A 13,924-nucleotide genomic window follows, 5' to 3' on the forward strand; every position below is an offset into this window, starting at 1 on the left:
CCTGGCAAGATCGGAGCGATGTCAGGCCAGATGGCTGCCCCAGAAAAAGGCCACCGTCGCCAGCACGCCGAAGGCCACGCGAACCAGGTGCAGATTGCCCCATTTGACGATCAGCAGCCTAGCTTGCGGATTGTCAGCGCCGGCATCCATTGCTTCCAGCACCCTGTTGGTCGGCATCATCACGATTATCGTCCACGGCCAGGGCAAGATGATCAGCACCGCCCCGACAAGAAAAGCAAGACCGCCGCTCAACCACCAGGCAATCAGGCCAAGAACGCAGGCGACGATGGCAATCGATGCCTGCATGGCGGCGCCACGCTTGTAGGAAGGTTGCCATTCCCGCAGCAGCGCCCTGTCATCAAGGCCAAGCCGTGCCGGCTGCTCGGCGACGCTGACATAGATCGCGGCGCCGGCGAACACGGCGGCTATGGTCAAGGCAAGCAATCCGATGAGCATCTTTCTTCCCCCTGCAAGGTGGCTGACATCGAAGCCGTCCAGAGAGAAATAGGGCTTGCAAGGTTCGGCGCAATACGCCATAGAGGTGCCGAACCGTAACGTACGGTACGGCTTGCCGAAAATAACTGGCTTGCCTGTCCGTGAGGGAAGAGCGTGTTGCACATCGTGCCCGATATCGACACCAGCGAGACGCTGACGGAGCGGCAGAAGGCCGTTCTGGACGCGGCGTTGCGGCTGTTGGTCGAGGAGGGCGATCAGCTGACCATGACCGCCGTGGCCAGGCGGGCCAGCTGTTCCAAGGAAACGCTCTACAAATGGTTTGGCGACCGCGACGGGCTGTTGACGGCAACCGTGCAGTGGCAGGCCTCCAAGGTTCGGGTGGCGCCCGTCGACGGCAAGGGCCTCGACCTTGCCTCGCTGACGGCAAGCCTCGAGCGTTTTGCTTCCGACTGGCTGAAGGTCATCTCCAGCGACACCTCGATCGCGCTCAACCGGGTGGCGGTCGGCCATGCCAGCTCGGGCAAGGATAATCTTGGCGCCGTCGTGCTGGAGAATGGCCGCTTCGCGCTGGCCAAGCGCTTGAAGCCGGTGCTCGAGGCCGGGCGCCAGGCCGGGCTCCTGGAATTTACGGATGCCGAGACGGCGTTCCGTAGCTTTTTCGGGCTGGTCGCCCGCGACGTGCAGATACGTCTGCTGTTGGGCGACCGGCTGGAATTGACTGAGGCGACGATCGGCGGCGATGCCGTCCGGGCGACGCAACAGTTTCTCGCTCTTTTCGGAGCAAAAACCGGGCCGCAAGGCCTCTGATCTCAAGAAACGGGAAGGAAGTAAAAATGCGCGTCTATTACGATCGTGATGCCGATCTCAACCTGATCAAGGGCAAGAAGGTCGCCATCATCGGCTATGGCAGCCAGGGCCGGGCGCATGCGCTCAACCTCAAGGATTCCGGCGCCAAGGAGATCGCCATCGGCCTCAAGGCCGGCTCGGCGACCGCCAAGAAGGTCGAGGCCGACGGGCTCAAAGTGATGAGCGTCGCGGACGCTGCCAAATGGGCCGACCTGATGATGATGGCGACGCCCGATGAGCTGCAGGCCGACATCTACAAGAACGAGATCGCGCCGAACATCCGCGACGGTGCTGCGATCGCCTTCGCGCACGGCCTCAACGTGCATTTCGGCCTGATCGAGCCGAAGTCGACCGTCGACGTCGTCATGATCGCGCCGAAGGGCCCTGGCCACACCGTGCGCGGCGAATATCAGAAGGGCGGCGGCGTGCCGTGCCTGGTCGCCGTCAACCAGGACGCTTCGGGCAACGCGCTTGATCTCGCGCTGTCCTACGCCTGCGGCGTCGGCGGCGGCCGTTCGGGCATCATCGAGACTAATTTCCGCGAGGAATGCGAAACCGATCTGTTCGGCGAGCAGGTCGTGCTGTGCGGCGGCCTGGTGGAACTGATCCGCGCCGGCTTCGAGACGCTGGTGGAAGCCGGCTACGCTCCGGAAATGGCCTATTTCGAGTGTCTGCATGAGGTCAAGCTGATCGTCGACCTGATCTATGAAGGCGGCATCGCCAACATGAACTACTCGATCTCGAACACCGCCGAATGGGGCGAATATGTCTCGGGCCCGCGCATCATCACCGCCGAGACCAAGGCCGAGATGAAGCGCGTGCTGAAGGACATCCAGACGGGAAAATTCACCTCGGAATGGATGCAGGAATACCGCGCCGGCCTGTCGCGCTTCAAGGGCATCCGCCGCATGAACGACAGCCACCAGATCGAAGAGGTTGGTGCTAAACTCCGCGCGATGATGCCGTGGATTTCCAAGAACAAGCTGGTCGACAAGGCCAAGAACTGAGCGAAGTTCGCGGACCTTTCCCTACATGCAAAAGGGCGGCGAGTGCCGCCCTTTTCATTTCTGGTCGCCGCGCCGTGCTTCAGGCGCTCGATCCGCCCGGCTCGCCATCGTCATCCAGCAAATCCATCAGTTTCTGCATTTCCACGGTCAGTTGCTGGTGCATTTCGAACAGCTGCTGGTGCCACTGCCGCGCCTGCTCGACGGTCGGCATCTCCTTCACCTTGACGATCTGGTTGACGACGAACTGCCGCCCGTTCCACTGCTTTTCGACTGTCACGAATGGGTTGCTGTATTTCTTTTCGACGGCTTGTTTGCCTGTCGACGTAATCAGGGTGATGTTGTTGCCGACGCTGACCAGCCTGGAATCATAGTCGAGCGCCTTGGCCACGCCGTCATCGATCTGCTTCAGCAACACGTCGGCGACCTGGACGATTTCAGCCCATTTCTCGGGCGTCGGATCGGCTTCATATTCGTCCATCAGGGGAAACAAACGACCGCCCTTGAGGTCGAGCGTCTTGTTGACCTCCGCAACAACATCGCCCAGTTGTTTTTTCAGATCCTTGCGGCCTGCCAGCCAATCCTCGGTCACGCATTGGTCCTTGTAAGGCCTCGTGCCGCTGGCACAGCCGCCGAATATCCAGACCGGATGCAGGGCAAGCACCGCCGCCACGCTGGCGGCCGCGACAAAGGGGATCCACTTCAGCGGCAGCCGCAGCAGATTGAACCATGCAGGGGTTCCGCCACCTTGCGTGTCCACATCCGAGAACGTCACCTTCTCGCCGCGAACCAGGGGGATCCAGTTGGCCTTGACGAATTCGTTGGTGAAGTACTCGCTGTGCGTGATGTCGTGGAAGCGGTCGCGGACATTGAACGTTCCGAAACCGTAGGTGCCGGTGGCGCCGTAACCCCAGGTGCCGGACTGCGCCAGCACCGGCCAGATGTCGCGCGTTCCGCATTCATTGATGATGGCGTTGCGCTTCTCCGGGCCGCGTATCTGGTCTTCGACAGCGCGCCAATCTCCCGGAACCACCGAGCCACACAGGATGATCCTATCGAAGCGGAAGTAGGGGTTCTGCAGGATCACCCGGGTCAGCGCATAGGTGCCATAGCTGTGCGCAAAGACGATCAGCGGCCCGTCGCCATAGTGCTTGCTGACCCCCTCGATCTGCTGGCGCAGCTTCTCGATCGGGCCTGCCCGGCAGATGCCAAACGGACACCAGAACCGCAGCAGGTCGAAATAGCCGTATTTGATCGGAATGACGGTGGCGGACGTTTCGCTCTCGATGACCGAGGCGATCCGGTTCTGCCACCATGCGGCGGTCCTGATGCCATGAATGAGGATCACGACGGGCGGTTCTGGCATTTCAGCTTACCCCCTCAAGCCGCAAAGTCTTGCGGGGGGCATAATAGTAGGGGCGGCAACAAAAGTTAAGTGATCCAGCCGTTGCGCTAACTCCTGTATCGTTGAGGACTTTTCAGTGGCAACACCAAAAGAAACGGCGCCGCATCGCGGCGCCGTTTATCATGTTCTTTCCGGTCGGCTCAGCTATAGGGCGACCAGCATTGCTGGCGTGGACCGTTATAGGGCTGGAACGTGTTGTCCCAGGCGCGATACGACCTGTACCTGTTATAGCACCACTGCACATGGGCGTTGGAAAGCCGCCCGGCGCGATAGTAGCGGCGCGGCGGCGGCGCATAGTAATCGTAATTGTTGTAGTTGTTGTACATGCTGCCAAGGCCGAGCCCCAGGCCAAGGCCAAGGATCGCGGCACCCGCACCGTCATCGTAGTAGCCGCCGTGATAGTGGCGGCGGCCATGGCGCCAGCGCCAGTCGTCTCCGCCGTTCCAGTTGCCACGGTCCCAATTGCCGCGGTTCCAGTTGCGACGCCCGTCATGGCGGCGCCATCTCCAGTCGTTGTTCCAGTTGTTGTTGAACTCCCGGTTGTTGCCGCCCGCCCAGCCCTCGCGAACCGGCGTGACCGTAGGTGCTGCGGTGCTAGTGGGAATCGACAGGTCCGGCTGCAGGATCGGTCCGGCGGCGGACGGTGCCGTGATGCCGGAGACAATGCCGAGCGCTATCAGCCCGGATTTGATGGTGGAAGAAAAGAGCGAATTCATTGCACTCTCCAAGAGATACAGGCCCCACGCCTACCCTGAGAATAGGGCCACTGTGGATCTTTGCGTCTGAACGGCGGATGAACGGAAAGGTTCCATCAACCATGACGCGAATGCCTCCAGGCCCAAGCGATCTTGGCTTGTGGCCCTGCGATCTTGTTTTCTCCAGCGCTTGCGGGCAAAGGTCAGGGCATGTCGCTGCGCCTTGCAACCTTCAATGTCGAGAACCTGATGAACAGGTTCGATTTTTCCGGCTATCGCAACCAGCTCAACGAGGATCGGACGCTGGCGCTGTTCGATATCCAGAGCGAGGCCGAGTACAAGATGCTGGAGCAGGCCCGCGCCATCGCCCAGTCCGACGACACGCGCCAGCTGACGGCGCTGGCGATCGCCGCTACCCGTGCCGACATCATCTGCATGCAGGAGGTCGACAACATCGAGGCGTTGAAGGCCTTCGAATATGGCTATCTGTTCAAGATGGTGGGGCAGGGCTACCGCCAGAAATACACCACGTCAGGCAATGATTCGCGCGGCATCGATGTCGCGGTGATGATGCGCAACGAGACCGCGCAGGGACAGCCGATCGAATTCGTGCGCATGACCAGCCACGCCTATGTCACCTACGAGCAGTTCGGGCTGCACACGCCGGAACTGGCGGCCCTCGGCAACCAGGCCAATGAACGCGTCTTCCGGCGCGATTGCCTGGAGGTCGACATCACCGTCGGCGGCGTGCCGCTGACGCTCTATCTCGTGCACTTCAAGTCCATGGGCTCGCCGCGCAACGGGCTCGACGGACGCGAGGCGACGATGCCGGTGCGCATTGCCGAGGCGCTGGCCGTTCGCCGCATCATCGAGGAGCGCTTCGGTGGGGATCATGCCGCCGACAAGCGCTGGGCGATCTGCGGTGACATGAACGATTACCGCCAGCGCGTTAAGATCGCCGGCGATGATGTGGACGCCTACCGTTTCGAGGTGGTCGATGAGAGCCAGTCCTGCATCGACGTGCTGACGGCTGGCGGCTTCTGCGAGAATGTCGTCGAGCGGCGGCCGGAAATGAACCGCTGGACCTTCTATCACACACGCGGGCCCGAAGAGCGGCATCTCTGCCAACTCGACTATATTCTGCTCTCCAAGGGACTGGCGGCGAAGAATGCTACTGCCATTCCCGACATCATCCGCAAAGGCCAGCCCTGGCGCACGATCTTTCCGGCGGGCCAGGAGGTCGAGCGTTTTCCGCGCGCCGGCTGGGACCGGCCGAAGGCGTCGGACCATTGCCCGGTGGTGATCACACTCAACATGGTTTGATAGGCATGAGTTTCGACCTGCCGCGCAATGTCATCCTGCCGGTCGATGCCATCGACGTCCGGCTCGACCCCGGCCCGCATCCGTTCGCCCGTGACAACGAGCAGGCGATCGCCGAGAACTGGCAGCGTGAGCTCGCGGCCAATCCGGCGCTGTTCGACGGCACTGTGGTGCTGCTTTCGCAACTTGCCTGGCGCGATAATCGCCTGACCGGCCGCTGCCATGCGGTCAACTACTCCACCTTCATGCTCTGGCGGAAGCGGCGCGAGAATTCCGGCGCCGAGCATGCCTATGCCCACGCGATGCTGGTGGCCGGCGACAATGCGCTGGTGGCGATCCGCATGGGACCGCGAACGGTCAATGCCGGCCGCGTCTATTTCGCCGCCGGTTCGTTCGAGCCGGTCGATTTCCGCGACGGGCTGGTCGATGTCGATTTCAACATGATCCGCGAGGTGCGCGAGGAGACCGGGCTCGACCTGTCCGATGCCGAACGCGGCCAGCGCTACCACGCCCTGTCAACGGCGAGCGGCACGGTGATCTTCCGTCGCTATCACGAGCCGGCGCCGGCCGATGAGATCGCACGGCGAATCTCAGCCTTCGTCGCCAGCGAAACCGATCCGGAGATCGAGGGGCCGGTGATCATCCGCCATGCCGCCGACCTGCCGGAGGGGCTGTCGCCGCATATGAAGCCGCTGGTCGAATGGCACTTTGCCGGTGGGGATCCCGACCTGTCAGGGAAAGAGCGGCGGTAGCGCGTCGCGCGGCTTGCTCCGATGTTCGTCCACTAAGGTCGCTCCCGGCCGGTTCGGAAAGCCGGCGCCATCGTCCTTGTAGTAATAGCTGTAGCCGTTGATCGCCGGCGCGCCGCCGAGATGGGCGTAGAGAACCCTGGATCCTTCCGGAAAGAAGTCTTTCCCGACCAGATCGATCAGCCCCTGCATCGACTTCCCCTCGTAGACCGGATCGGTGATCATGGCCTCCGTGCGGGCAGCCAGCCGGATTGCGTCGTTCGTGGCGTCGGAGGGAACGCCGTAGGCCGGATAGGCGTAGTCGGGGTTGATGATGATCTCGTCGTCGCGGACGGCGCGGCCAAGCCCGACGAGGGCGGCTGTGTCGTCGACAATGCGGCGGACCTGCGCGCGGGTCTGGTCCAGCGTCCCGGATGCGTCGATGCCGATCACCCGGTGGGCGCGATCTTGCGCGGCAAAGCCAACGATCATGCCGGCCTGCGTCGATCCGGTCACCACGCACACGATAATGTAGTCGAAGCTAAAGCCGAGATCGGCCTCTTGCCTGGCCACCTCCTCGGCGAAGCCGACATAGCCCAGCCCGCCAAACTTGTGCACCGAGGCGCCGGCCGGGATCGGATAGGGCTTGCCGCCGGCGTCCTTCACCGACTGGATCGCATCTTCCCAGCTCTTGCGGATGCCGATGTCGAAGCCGTCGTCGACCAGCCGGCTGTCCGCGCCCATCAGGCGCGTCATCAGGATGTTCCCGACCCGGTCGTAGACCGCATCATAATGAGGCACCCACTTCTCCTGGATCACCACGCACTTCATGCCGATCTTGGCTGCGGTCGCGGCCACCATGCGCGTGTGGTTCGACTGGACGCCGCCGATCGAGACCAGCGTGTCGGCGCCGGAGGCAATCGCATCCGGCACGATGTATTCGAGCTTGCGCAGCTTGTTGCCGCCCATGGCGAGCCCGGAATTGCAATCGTCGCGCTTGGCGTAGACCTGCACTTTCCCGCCCAGTGCCGCGCTCAGCCGCGGCAGGTGCTCGATCGGCGTCGGGCCGAAGGTGAGGGGGTAACGTTCGAACTTTGCGAGAAGTGACACCGGTTTGTCTCCGCCATGGTCGTTTTGGATGGGCGAAGAATAGGCGGACTCATGCGGAAGGTGCTCTCGAACTTTGACCAGAAACTTTCGCATACTCCAGAAATGTGCGATTAGATGGAGTACTTGATCCAAGAAGAGCTGAAAAATGGAAGAATCTTCCACGCAGGCCCTTGATCGTATCGACGTCAGGATCCTGCGCGTCCTGCAAGCCGAGGGACGGCTGACAAATGCGGAACTGGCGGTCCGGGTGAATGTCAGCGCGGCCACCTGCCATCGGCGCACGCAGCGCCTGTTCGATGAAGGCTACATCACCGGGGTTCGGGCCGAGATTGCGCCGGTTGCGGTCGGACTTGGCGCGCTGGTGATGGTCGGCGTGGTGCTCGACCGCTCGACGCCGGAAAGCTTTGCCGCTTTCGAGGCGGCCGTGCACGAGCTCAAGGAGGTGCTGGATTGCAATCTCGTGGCGGGCGACTTCGACTATCTGTTGAAGATAAGGGTTCGCGACATGGCGGATTTCAACAAGCTCCACGGGCAGAAGCTGATCGCGCTGCCGGGGGTTCGGCAAACCCGGACATTCTTCGTCATGAAGGAGGTCAAGGAGAATGCGCGGCTGCCGTTTTGACGGGCTTGAGCCGAAAGTCGCGTGAGGTCAGCCTTGCCGCTTTTTCCTGTCGTTGCGGACGGCAACGAAGAACAGGATCACGCTGAGGCCGAGAAAGCCGCCCATGGCCATTCCCATGGTCTGGCCGACGACCGCCTGGAAGTCGCCGGTGACGCGGCCGGGATTGGCGATGCCGTAGCGGGCGAGATACCACCAGATGCCGGCAAGAGCGGCCTCTACGACCACGACGACGATCGACACCCGTGCCTTGTAGCTCATCGGCTCTTCCTTGCTTCGATCGCATGGCGCAGTGGCGCGACGATTATCCAATGCCGTACTACGCGCTAGCACCGCCCGCCTGACGGCGACAGGGCTTCCGGTGCGGCAGGCTCAAGAATTTCAAAGTCCGGTTGGTCGATCGGCATTTCGCAAGTGGCTCTTTCTGCACGAGCAGCCCCCTATTAATTCGGGTGCAAGGCAGCGGATGAAGCCTCGCGAAAGTGAAATGGAATGACAGTTGAAGCGAGACCGGCGCTGACACGAGCGGCAATCATGCTCTCAGCCGGTATGGCCATATCCGGCACGGCCGGTCTCTTCTCCATCGAGTCAGGCCAACCTACGCTCAACGTCATCTTTTTTCGCTGTGTCTTCGGCGCGATAGCGCTTGTCGGATGGAGCGCCCTGCGAGAAGGATGGAAGAGCCTCTTCATCACGGACAGGGCATTGTGGCCGCTCGTATTCGTCAGCGGCATTTGCCTCGTGCTGAACTGGGTGGCCCTGTTCCAGGCCTTCAAACTGACCTCGATCGGGTTTGCGACGATCATCTATCATCTGCAACCGTTCTGGATCGTGCTGGCAGGCGCATTTTTGCTGAGGGAAGGGCTGTCGCGGCACAAACTGGGATGGATCTGCGTCGCCTTTCTCGGCCTCGTCCTGACGATCATACCGAAACTCGGCGTCATGCGGGCGGATCATGACTGGCTTCTCGGTGTCGGCCTGGCGCTCGTCGCGTCGCTATTTTATGCCGCCACCACCTTGACCACGCGAGCCGTCAAATCGGTGAAGCCGAGCGTTCTCAGCGCCATTCACTGCCTGATCGGCGTCATCGTTTTCGCGCCGTTCGTCGATCTGGCCGCACTTCAGGGTGGCGGCAATACGACGTGGGGCTGGGCGATGTGGGGCTGGCTTGTCGGCCTTGGCGTCATCCATACCGGCGTCGTGTATATCTTGCTCTATTCGTCCTATTCCAGGCTGCCGATCACGATCATCGCTGCCGGGTCGTTCCTCAATCCGGTTGCCGCCTTGCTCACGGACTTTTTCGTATTCGGCCGCTCGATAAGCGCCATGCAGGGCGCCGGGCTGATCCTGATCCTGCTGGCGGGGCTTGCCGTGAACCTTGGCTGGCCGTTCGGTTTTGGCTCGGCACGCAGAGTTGCGCCGTCGCAAGAACCCTGATCTCGCCGGGAGCTATTCGTGCCGCAGCGCGTCGATCGGGTCGAGCCTGGCGCCGCGCAACGCCGGGAAGAAGCCGAACACCATTCCGATCAGCGCCGAGAAGCCGACGGCGAGCAGGATGACGGCCGGGCTGGGCGCGAACGGTATGGTCAACGTCACCGCGGCGAGGCCGGCCAGCGCCAGGCCGATCAGGATGCCGATAATGCCGCCGAGCAGCGACAGCACCGTCGCCTCGACCAGGAACTGGATGAGGATGTGCTTTTCATGCGCGCCGATGGCGAGCCGGATGCCGATCTCGCGGGTGCGCTCGGTGACCGAGACCAGCATGATGTTCATGATGCCGATGCCGCCGACCAGCAGGCTGACGCCAGCGACCGCGCCCAGCATGCCGGTCATGGTGGTGGTGGCGCTGGCCATGGCGTCGGCGATCTGGGTCATGTCGCGGATGGCGAAATCGCTCTCGCGGTCGGGCGTGATGCGCCGCGCATCGCGCAAGATGTCCTCGACGCGCGGCTGCAACTCGCTGGTCGGCGTGCTGTCGTCCGCGGCGATGTAGATGTTGTCGATGTCGCGGTTGCCGGCGATGCGGCGCTGATAGGCATGCAGCGGCATCAAGACGACATTGTCCTGGTCCTGGCCGAAGCCGGTATAGCCCTTGGGCTCGAGCAGGCCGATGATCTTGCACGAGGTGCGGTTGACCCGGATGATCTCGCCCTCGGGATCGCCGGCGCCGAAGAATTGCTGCCGCACCGTCTCGCCGATCAGGCAGACGCCGGTGCCCGAACGGGTTTCGGAATCGCTGAACGGACGGCCCGAAACCAGCTTCCAGTCGCGCGCATCGAGATAGGCGCTGTCGGTGCCGGTGACGCCCGAGGTCAGGCTCTCGGTGCCGAAGATCACGCGCACCTGCTTCTGCGCGGCCGGCGAGATGGCACGCGCGCCGGTGAGATGCGCGACGAGCGCCGCGAGGTCCTTTTCGGTCAGCGGACGCACCACCTGGTCGAGCCCGCCCGGGCCGCCGGGACCGGCCGGACGACCAGAGCGGACGACCAGCAGGTTGCTGCCGAGCTTGGAGATATCGGCCTTGACCTTTTCGGTGGTGCCGGAGCCGATGGTCAGCATGGCAATGACGGCGGCGACGCCGATGACGATGCCGAGCAGCGTCAGGAACGAGCGCAGCACGTTGCGGCGGATGGAGCGCAGCGAGAGGCGGACGGTTTCCCAGATCATGCCAGCTCTACCTTCATGGTGTCGGAGGCGACGTGGCCGTCGAGGAAGCGAATGGTGCGCTCGGCATAGTCGGCGACGTCTGCCTCATGCGTGACCATGGCCACAGTCAGTCCAAGCTCCTTGTTAAGCTGGGTCAGCAACTCCATGATCTCATGCGTACGGGCAGTGTCGAGATTGCCGGTCGGCTCGTCGGCGACGAGCAGCGTCGGCCGGGTGACGATGGCGCGTGCGATCGCCACGCGCTGCTGCTGGCCGCCGGAGAGTTCGGCCGGCGTGTGATGCTCGCGGCCGACAAGGCCGACCTGCGCCAGCGCCTGCATGGCAAGGTCGCGGCGCTCGCGGCTAGCCACGCCGCGATAGATCAGCGGCAGTTCAACATTTTCGGCCGCGGTGGTGCGCGCCAGCAGATTGTAGCCCTGGAAGACGAAGCCGACATAGAGGTTGCGCAGCATGGCGCGGCGGTTGCGGTCGAGCCGGCCGGCGTCGACGCCCATGAAGGAATAGGTTCCAGCCGTCGGCGTGTCGAGGCAGCCGATGATGTTCATCGCCGTCGATTTGCCGGAACCGGACGGACCCATGATGGCGACGAATTCGCCGCGCCGGATGGCAAGGTCGACGCCGGCCAGTGCGTGCACGCGGGCCTCGCCCTGGCCGTAGCTTTTCCAGACCTTGTCGAAGGTGATGAGGGGCGCGCCGGCGGCCACGGAATCAGCTCCGCGGCTGCGAGGCGGTGATGACCTGCGCGCCTTCCTCCAGGCCGGAGGTGATCTCGGTCAGTTCGCCATCGGTCGAGCCGATCTTGACGTTGACCGGATGCGGCCGGCCGTTCTCCAGCACATAGAGCGTGCGCGAGCCGTCGGTGGGGGCCGTTGCGGCCTGGCGCTGGCGATTGCCGCCGGGACGACCCATACGGCCCGTGAACAGGTCGCTCAGGCTCCAGCCACGGGCCGCCTGCTGCGCCGGGCGATAGCGGAAGGCGCTAGCTGGCACTGTGAGCACGCCCTTGGCTTCCCTCGTGACGACCGAAACAGTGGCGGTCATGCCTGGGCGCAGCAGCAGCTCGTTGTTGTCGACCTCGAGCCGCGCATTGTAGGTAACGACGCCGTCTGTCGTGACCGAGGCGTAGGAGATGTCGCGGATTTCGGCATCGAACGGCCGATCCGGAAAGGCATCGACGGTGAAACGTGCATGCTGGCCGGGCTTGACGGCGCCGATGTCGGCCTCGTCGACCGCCGCCACCAGTTCCATGTTCCGCAGATCCGCGGCGATGATGAACAGAACCGGCGCCTGCAGCGAGGAGGCGACCGTCTGGCCGGGGTCGACCGAACGCGTCAGCACGATGCCGTCGATCGGCGCGTAGATGGTGCTGTTGGCAAGGTCGGTCTGCTGTGATTTGAGATCGGCATTGGCGATGGCGAGATTGGCGTTAGCGCTATCGAGCGCTGCCTTGGCGCGGTCGCGCGTCGCGGTCGCCGCCTCGAGCGACTGGTCGGTCGCCATGCCGCGCTTGGTCAGGGCCGCCGCGCGCACCAGCGCGCTTTCGTTCTCGGCGAGCGTCACCGTGGCATCCTCGACATTGGCAGCGGCTCCCTTGGCGGAAGCCTCGGCGCGTTCGATCTGGACCTGCAGCTTGGCGGTGTCGAGGGCGGCCAGCACGTCTCCCTTCTTCACCTGCTGGTTCTCGTTGACCGAGACCGAGCGTATGATGCCGGAGAGCTGGCTGGAAATGTCGACCTGGGTGAGGGGCTGCAGCGTGCCCGTCGCCGACACCTGGACGGTGAGGTCGGCCTTGGCGGCCGGCACGGTGGTGTAATCGACCTTGGCGGGCGTGCCCGCAAACCATTGATAGAGGCCAAGACCGGCGGCAAGCACGATCAGGGTCAGCAGCGCATAGAGCCAGCCACGCCGGCGCGACTTGCTTCGCCCCTTTTTATCGAGCCCAAGCGCCGTCTCGATGGCGGAATCCGATTCCGTCTTTGGCAGATTGACAATCTGGTCCACGCTGGACCCCTATGATGCGCAATGTCCCTATCTGTTCACAGATCAGGCTTGATGGTTCGAATATCAAATTAAATTTCGCCCATGTTGGGATTGAGGCAGGAATGCAAACCCGGAATTACCTACTTTACGATGTGTTTACGACCGAGCGACTGGCCGGCAACCCGCTGGCGGTGGTGTTGGATTGCAAAGGTCTGGACACGGCCGCGATGCAGGCCATTGCGCGCGAATTCAACCTGTCCGAATCGGTCTTTGTGCTGCCGCCGGACAATCCCAAGCATAAAAACCGCATCCGCATCTTCACGCCCGACTATGAAATGCCCTTCGCCGGCCACCCGACAGTGGGTTCGGCAATCGCGCTGGCCGAACTGGCGGAAGAGGGCGCCGGCATTTTCGTGCTGGAAGAAAACATCGGTCCGGTGCGCTGCGCGGTCAGCAAACACGACGGCGCCACCTTCGCCGAGTTCGACCTGGCGAAATTGCCGGAACCGTTGAAGCTGGAGGCCGATCCGCAGGCGATTGGTGCTGCCCTTGGCCTGGCGCCACATGAGATCGGTTTCGAGAATCACCGTGTCGCCTTCTGGTCGGCGGGCGTGCCCTATGTGACCATTCCGGTCGCCAATCTCGAAGCGGCGGGCCGCATCCGGCTGGACAACCAGGCGTGGTCGGAACTGGCGCCGCGCAAGAGCGAATGGGCCTTCGCCAGCCCCTATGTCTATTGCCGCGAGACGGTGAACCACGAAAGCGCCTTCCATGTCCGCATGATCGTGCCCGGCACGCCTTCCTATGAAGACCCGGCAACTGGTTCTGCAGCGGCCGCCTTCGCTGGCGCCATCTTGCTTTTCGACGGCCCGACGGATGGCATTTCACAGCTGTGGATCGAGCAGGGGCTGGAGATGGGCCGGCCGTCGCGCATCCGCCTGGAACTGACCGTGCAAGGCGGAAAACTGGCCTCGGCGCGCATTGGCGGCCATGCGGTCAAGGTGGCGGAAGGCAAGCTATTCGTCTGATCGCGGGAAGGCTTTGTCGATTTGTCGGGAAATGATTCCGGCAGGGCTAGACATGACCGATGGTGG

At 63.0% G+C, this 13,924-nt stretch carries 15 protein-coding genes; 7 read left to right on the forward strand and 8 right to left on the reverse strand.

Features of this window, described 5'->3' with window-relative positions:
• Window positions 1-21: 21 nt before the first annotated feature.
• Window positions 22-456 carry a DUF1772 domain-containing protein gene (locus DBIPINDM_RS32560; protein ID WP_258583045.1) on the reverse strand — a complete coding sequence of 145 codons (435 nt, stop codon included), beginning with the start codon at window positions 454-456 and terminating at the stop codon, window positions 22-24.
• Window positions 457-609: 153 nt separating this feature from the next.
• On the opposite strand from DBIPINDM_RS32560, the gene DBIPINDM_RS32565 reads away from it, so the two are divergent.
• Together DBIPINDM_RS32565 and ilvC are read left to right on the forward strand one after the other, a co-directional pair.
• A complete protein-coding gene (locus tag DBIPINDM_RS32565) occupies window positions 610-1,263 on the forward strand; it encodes a TetR/AcrR family transcriptional regulator (protein ID WP_258583046.1) in 654 nt (217 codons plus the stop codon).
• Window positions 1,264-1,289: 26 nt separating this feature from the next.
• Entirely contained in the window at window positions 1,290-2,309 is a 1,020-nt protein-coding gene (gene ilvC / locus DBIPINDM_RS32570; RefSeq protein ID WP_010910140.1) for a ketol-acid reductoisomerase, read from the forward strand.
• Window positions 2,310-2,388: 79 nt separating this feature from the next.
• Here the strand turns inward: ilvC and DBIPINDM_RS32575 are convergent, their stop codons facing one another.
• Window positions 2,389-3,672, reverse strand: a complete 1,284-nt coding sequence (locus DBIPINDM_RS32575; RefSeq protein WP_258583047.1) for an alpha/beta fold hydrolase — start codon at window positions 3,670-3,672, stop codon at window positions 2,389-2,391.
• Between the two features lie 179 nt (window positions 3,673-3,851).
• Window positions 3,852-4,427 (reverse strand): BA14K family protein, encoded by a 576-nt coding sequence (locus tag DBIPINDM_RS32580; protein ID WP_258583048.1) that lies wholly within the window; start codon window positions 4,425-4,427, stop codon window positions 3,852-3,854.
• Between the two features lie 189 nt (window positions 4,428-4,616).
• Between DBIPINDM_RS32580 and DBIPINDM_RS32585 the strand changes: the two genes are divergently transcribed.
• On the forward strand, window positions 4,617-5,729 hold the full coding sequence (locus DBIPINDM_RS32585; protein WP_258583049.1) for an endonuclease/exonuclease/phosphatase family protein: 1,113 nt from the start codon (window positions 4,617-4,619) through the stop codon (window positions 5,727-5,729).
• Between the two features lie 5 nt (window positions 5,730-5,734).
• Window positions 5,735-6,478: a hypothetical protein gene (locus DBIPINDM_RS32590; RefSeq protein ID WP_258583050.1), complete on the forward strand. Its 744-nt coding sequence runs from the start codon at window positions 5,735-5,737 to the stop codon at window positions 6,476-6,478.
• On the opposite strand, the gene DBIPINDM_RS32595 is transcribed toward DBIPINDM_RS32590, so the two are convergent.
• Window positions 6,458-7,564 (reverse strand): 1-aminocyclopropane-1-carboxylate deaminase, encoded by a 1,107-nt coding sequence (locus tag DBIPINDM_RS32595; RefSeq protein ID WP_258583051.1) that lies wholly within the window; start codon window positions 7,562-7,564, stop codon window positions 6,458-6,460. The genes DBIPINDM_RS32590 and DBIPINDM_RS32595 overlap by 21 nt on opposite strands.
• Window positions 7,565-7,709: 145 nt before the next feature.
• Here DBIPINDM_RS32595 and DBIPINDM_RS32600 point away from each other — a divergent pair, with 145 nt between their 5' ends.
• Window positions 7,710-8,186, forward strand: a complete 477-nt coding sequence (locus tag DBIPINDM_RS32600; protein ID WP_258583052.1) for an Lrp/AsnC family transcriptional regulator — start codon at window positions 7,710-7,712, stop codon at window positions 8,184-8,186.
• Between the two features lie 27 nt (window positions 8,187-8,213).
• Here the strand turns inward: DBIPINDM_RS32600 and DBIPINDM_RS32605 are convergent, their stop codons facing one another.
• Window positions 8,214-8,444, reverse strand: a complete 231-nt coding sequence (locus DBIPINDM_RS32605; RefSeq protein ID WP_258583053.1) for a hypothetical protein — start codon at window positions 8,442-8,444, stop codon at window positions 8,214-8,216.
• Between the two features lie 288 nt (window positions 8,445-8,732).
• On the opposite strand from DBIPINDM_RS32605, the gene DBIPINDM_RS32610 reads away from it, so the two are divergent.
• On the forward strand, window positions 8,733-9,620 hold the full coding sequence (locus DBIPINDM_RS32610) for a DMT family transporter (protein ID WP_258589399.1): 888 nt from the start codon (window positions 8,733-8,735) through the stop codon (window positions 9,618-9,620).
• Between the two features lie 12 nt (window positions 9,621-9,632).
• On the opposite strand, the gene DBIPINDM_RS32615 is transcribed toward DBIPINDM_RS32610, so the two are convergent.
• Genes DBIPINDM_RS32615 through DBIPINDM_RS32625 form a run of 3 tightly spaced genes read right to left on the reverse strand, consistent with a single transcriptional unit; the run spans window position 9,633 to window position 12,851 of the window.
• Window positions 9,633-10,850: an ABC transporter permease gene (locus DBIPINDM_RS32615; RefSeq protein ID WP_258583054.1), complete on the reverse strand. Its 1,218-nt coding sequence runs from the start codon at window positions 10,848-10,850 to the stop codon at window positions 9,633-9,635.
• Entirely contained in the window at window positions 10,847-11,554 is a 708-nt protein-coding gene (locus tag DBIPINDM_RS32620) for an ABC transporter ATP-binding protein (protein ID WP_258583055.1), read from the reverse strand. The genes DBIPINDM_RS32615 and DBIPINDM_RS32620 overlap by 4 nt, the downstream gene beginning before the upstream one ends.
• A 4-nt stretch (window positions 11,555-11,558) precedes the next feature.
• Window positions 11,559-12,851 carry an efflux RND transporter periplasmic adaptor subunit gene (locus DBIPINDM_RS32625; RefSeq protein WP_258583056.1) on the reverse strand — a complete coding sequence of 431 codons (1,293 nt, stop codon included), beginning with the start codon at window positions 12,849-12,851 and terminating at the stop codon, window positions 11,559-11,561.
• 101 nt (window positions 12,852-12,952) lie between these two features.
• Here DBIPINDM_RS32625 and DBIPINDM_RS32630 point away from each other — a divergent pair, with 101 nt between their 5' ends.
• The gene (locus DBIPINDM_RS32630; RefSeq protein ID WP_258583057.1) at window positions 12,953-13,858 is read left to right on the forward strand and encodes a PhzF family phenazine biosynthesis protein; all 906 of its coding nucleotides are present in this window, start codon (window positions 12,953-12,955) and stop codon (window positions 13,856-13,858) included.
• The last annotated feature ends 66 nt before the right edge of the window (window positions 13,859-13,924 follow it).

This window comes from Mesorhizobium sp. AR02, assembly GCF_024746835.1.
GTDB lineage: Bacteria > Pseudomonadota > Alphaproteobacteria > Rhizobiales > Rhizobiaceae > Mesorhizobium.

What these genes read in the sequence shown, in the direction of transcription:
- DBIPINDM_RS32560 (WP_258583045.1), bottom strand. Translation starts at nt 456, where the DNA reads ATGCTCATCGGATTGCTTGCCTTGACCATAGCCGCCGTGTTCGCCGGC.
- ilvC (WP_010910140.1), top strand. Translation starts at nt 1,290, where the DNA reads ATGCGCGTCTATTACGATCGTGATGCCGATCTCAACCTGATCAAGGGC.
- DBIPINDM_RS32575 (WP_258583047.1), bottom strand. Translation starts at nt 3,672, where the DNA reads ATGCCAGAACCGCCCGTCGTGATCCTCATTCATGGCATCAGGACCGCC.
- DBIPINDM_RS32580 (WP_258583048.1), bottom strand. Translation starts at nt 4,427, where the DNA reads ATGAATTCGCTCTTTTCTTCCACCATCAAATCCGGGCTGATAGCGCTC.
- DBIPINDM_RS32585 (WP_258583049.1), top strand. Translation starts at nt 4,617, where the DNA reads ATGTCGCTGCGCCTTGCAACCTTCAATGTCGAGAACCTGATGAACAGG.
- DBIPINDM_RS32590 (WP_258583050.1), top strand. Translation starts at nt 5,735, where the DNA reads ATGAGTTTCGACCTGCCGCGCAATGTCATCCTGCCGGTCGATGCCATC.
- DBIPINDM_RS32600 (WP_258583052.1), top strand. Translation starts at nt 7,710, where the DNA reads ATGGAAGAATCTTCCACGCAGGCCCTTGATCGTATCGACGTCAGGATC.
- DBIPINDM_RS32605 (WP_258583053.1), bottom strand. Translation starts at nt 8,444, where the DNA reads ATGAGCTACAAGGCACGGGTGTCGATCGTCGTCGTGGTCGTAGAGGCC.
- DBIPINDM_RS32610 (WP_258589399.1), top strand. Translation starts at nt 8,733, where the DNA reads ATGGCCATATCCGGCACGGCCGGTCTCTTCTCCATCGAGTCAGGCCAA.
- DBIPINDM_RS32615 (WP_258583054.1), bottom strand. Translation starts at nt 10,850, where the DNA reads ATGATCTGGGAAACCGTCCGCCTCTCGCTGCGCTCCATCCGCCGCAAC.
- DBIPINDM_RS32630 (WP_258583057.1), top strand. Translation starts at nt 12,953, where the DNA reads ATGCAAACCCGGAATTACCTACTTTACGATGTGTTTACGACCGAGCGA.